Annotated in this window: 5 protein-coding genes; 4 read left to right on the forward strand and 1 reads right to left on the reverse strand. The window is 71.2% G+C overall.

The window, feature by feature from the left end; genetic code table 11:
- The coding region (locus DBR36_RS13980) for a zinc finger domain-containing protein (RefSeq protein WP_308810962.1) at positions 1-339 on the forward strand (339 nt) is incomplete at its 5' end.
- Positions 340-622: 283 nt separating this feature from the next.
- The gene (locus DBR36_RS13985; protein WP_076673580.1) at positions 623-1,030 is read left to right on the forward strand and encodes a transferase; all 408 of its coding nucleotides are present in this window, start codon (positions 623-625) and stop codon (positions 1,028-1,030) included.
- A 112-nt stretch (positions 1,031-1,142) separates the two neighbouring features.
- Here DBR36_RS13985 and DBR36_RS13990 read toward each other — a convergent pair whose 3' ends face one another.
- Entirely contained in the window at positions 1,143-1,532 is a 390-nt protein-coding gene (locus DBR36_RS13990; RefSeq protein WP_108320356.1) for a DUF1304 domain-containing protein, read from the reverse strand.
- Positions 1,533-1,566: 34 nt separating this feature from the next.
- Here DBR36_RS13990 and DBR36_RS13995 point away from each other — a divergent pair, with 34 nt between their 5' ends.
- Both DBR36_RS13995 and DBR36_RS14000 read left to right on the forward strand, forming a co-directional pair.
- Positions 1,567-2,301, forward strand: coding sequence for a LysR substrate-binding domain-containing protein (locus tag DBR36_RS13995; RefSeq protein ID WP_108320358.1), 735 nt, complete (start codon positions 1,567-1,569; stop codon positions 2,299-2,301).
- Between the two features lie 75 nt (positions 2,302-2,376).
- Positions 2,377-3,072 (forward strand): GMP synthase (locus DBR36_RS14000; RefSeq protein WP_108320360.1); only part of this gene is annotated, 696 nt, incomplete at its 3' end.

Below are 3,072 nucleotides of genomic sequence, written 5' to 3' on the forward strand. Positions count from 1 at the left end.
GCTCACGTGGCCCTGCTGGATCAGCGGAACGTCGCCGGGTTCGGCAACGTGTACGCCAACGAACTGCTCTTCGTGCGCGGTATCGCCCCCACCCGCCCCGCCACCGAGATCGACGCACAGGCGACGATCGCCCTCGGCGAGCGCATGATCCGCGCGAACCTCCCGCGTCCGGAACGCACGTTCACCGGTGACAGCAGACCCGGTCGACGGTTCTGGGTCTACGGGCGCGAGGGAGCCCCCTGCCGGCGATGCGGGACACCCATCCGCGCGACGAGCCTGGGGGCCTCGGCCACCAGCGAACGCAACGTGTACTGGTGCCCCACCTGCCAGCCCGCCTGACCCCGGGCGCCCGCCCACGGGACGGCCGCGTCCGCAGGGCACCGCCCCGACCCTCCGCGCAGAAACACGACGCGCCGAGCCGCGCCTGTCAACCCGCCCGTGGCTCCCGGTCACCCGTGCGAGAACAGGGGGACAACTTCACCGGGAGAGCATGCCGACGATGTCTCGACATCGAAAAAACCGATTCCGATAACGGCGACGAAGAAGCATGTGAGGGAATGGAAGGCATTCCCGACCGGTTGTCATACATGTCGGCCAGCCCGAGGGCCGATCGGAGGGGATCGTGGGAAAGAACTACATCGACATCGAGAACGACCACGGCGAGACGCTGCGTTACCGCAAGCACGTCAACGGTCGGGGACTCGTCGCGCACGGCGCGAAGGTCCACCCGTCGGCGCTGGTCGAGAACGGCGCGTACGTCGAACCCGGCGTGCAGATCGCGGCCGGTGTTCGAGTCGGACGCGGGGCGTGGATCGAATCCGACGCCGTCATCGGTCCGGAGGCCCGCATCGAGCCACACGCGCACATCTGCGCGGGTGCGGTCATCGGTGCAGGCGCCCACATCGGCGTTCGCACGCAGGTCGGTCACAACGCGCGCATCGCCGTGGGCTCGCTCATCGGAGACGACGAGATCATCAACGACGGCGAGGCCGTCGCGACCGATCGTCGGGGGCTGCGTCTGGCCGCCTGAGCGCCGCGTCCCGGCACACACGACCCGCACGGCTCTCCGGAGCGTGCGGGTTTTCGTTCGTCCGGGCGCCGTAGCCGTCACGCCCGGACGGCGCGGCATCCGCTCCTCGAGATCAGGCCAGGATCGTCAGCACCAGACCGATCAGCGGCAGCGTGCCCTGCAGGGTCGCGGGGCGCAGGTACTTCCGGCCCGAGGTCACCAGCACGAGGGCCGCCGCGAGCATCGACCCGAGCGAGAAGATCAGCAGCGTGCGTCCGGCGACGTCGCCCACACCGTTCACGGCCCAGAGGATCACGCCGACCGCGGCGCCGACGGCCAGGAACAGGTTGTAGAACCCCTGGTTGTACGCCATCGGCTTGGTGATGTCCGCCGCGCGCTGGTCGGCGATGCCGAAGACCTTCCAGGTCGCCGGACGCGACCATCGCACGCTCTCGAGGATGAAGATGTACACGTGCAGCAGGGCCGCGAGGCCGGCGAAGACGAGAGCGAGGATGCCGATCATCCGACCACCGTACCGACGCGGATAGCCTGGAGCCATGGCGAACGGCAGCGGATCCCGCGGACGCGGCGGCGCTCCGCGTCGGGCGGGCGGCGCGAAACCGTCCGCGACGAAGCGGACCACCGGCGCGAAGAAACCCGCTCCCCGTGCCCGCGCGACGCCGGAGCGCACCCCCGCCGAAGAACCGCGCTCGTTCGTCCTGGGCGCGATCCCGGGCGCGACCCCCGGCAAGTGGATCGCCCTGTGGCGGGAGCGGATGCCGCACGTCACCCTCGAACTGCGCGAGGTCCCCGTGGCCACGCAGCGCTCCGCCCTCGACGAGGTCGACGCCGCCCTGGTCCGCCTCCCCCTCGACGACGCCGACGACCTGCACGTGATCCGCCTCTACGAGGAGCAGCCCGTGGTCGTCATGTCGACGGACTCCGACCTGACCGCGGCCGAAGAGCTCGATCTGGCCGATCTCGCGGGCGAGGTCGTGATCGTCCCGGCCGACGACGTGGTACACGTCACGGTCCCGGATGCCGTCCCCCCGGCCTTCACGCCTCCGGCGGACACCGCCGACGCGATCGCCACCGTCGCCGCGGGCGTCGGCGTCGTGATCGTGCCGATGTCGCTGGCCCGGGCCCACCGGCGGCGCGACGTGAAGTACCGCGTCCTGCGCGACGGCCCCGTGTCCGCGGTGGCCCTGGCCTGGCCGCGCGAGCGCACGACCCCCGATGTCGACACGTTCGTCGGGATCGTTCGCGGCCGCACCGCGCAGTCCTCGCGCTGACCCGCCGCACGGTCGCCGGTGTCGTTGCGTTTCACCCTCGGCATCCATGGGGTTCACCCCGCATAGAATCCCTGGGTGACCGCGTCCCTGCTCTACGTCTGCGCCCGCCCGCAGCGCGATGCGGCCGTGGCGGAATGGGAGTCGTTCCGCGACGGCCTCGGGGTGCGTTCCGACGAACTCGTGCACCACGACCTCGTGCGCGAGCCGCTGCCCGCCGACCTTGACCGCTTCGCCGCGGTCGTCGTGGGAGGCAGCCCGTTCAACGTCACCGATCCCGACGCGACCGACGAGCAGAAACGGCTCGAGCGCGACCTCGAGCGGCTCGCGGCGGCGGCCATCGAGGGACGCACGAACGCGATGTTCACCTGCTACGGCATCGGGGTGGTGACGCGGTTGCTGGGCGGCGAGGTGACTCTGCGGCATCCCGAGGGAACGGGCCCGGCTGCGATCTCTCTGACCCGCGACGGGCGCGTAGACGAGCTGTTCGGCCTGTTGCAGCCGCGCTTCGAGGCGCTCACCGCGCACAAAGAGGCGGCCGCGAGCGTGCCCCCGGGCGCGACGCTGCTCGCCGAGAACGACCTGTGCCCGGTGCAGGCCTACCGCGCGGGAGTCGGGCTGTGGGCGACCCAGTTCCACCCCGAGCCGACCACCGACGCATTCGTGGCGCGCATGCGGGTCTACCGCGACGCCGGATACTTCGACGCCGACGCGTTCGACGAGGTGTCCGCCCACGTGCGCACCGCCTCGGTCGAGCAGCCCACGCGCCTGCTG

Source organism: Microbacterium sp. HMWF026, assembly GCF_003061325.1.
Lineage (GTDB): Bacteria > Actinomycetota > Actinomycetes > Actinomycetales > Microbacteriaceae > Microbacterium > Microbacterium testaceum_E.

What these genes read in the sequence shown, in the direction of transcription:
- DBR36_RS13990 (WP_108320356.1), bottom strand. Translation starts at nt 1,532, where the DNA reads ATGATCGGCATCCTCGCTCTCGTCTTCGCCGGCCTCGCGGCCCTGCTG.
- DBR36_RS13995 (WP_108320358.1), top strand. Translation starts at nt 1,567, where the DNA reads ATGGCGAACGGCAGCGGATCCCGCGGACGCGGCGGCGCTCCGCGTCGG.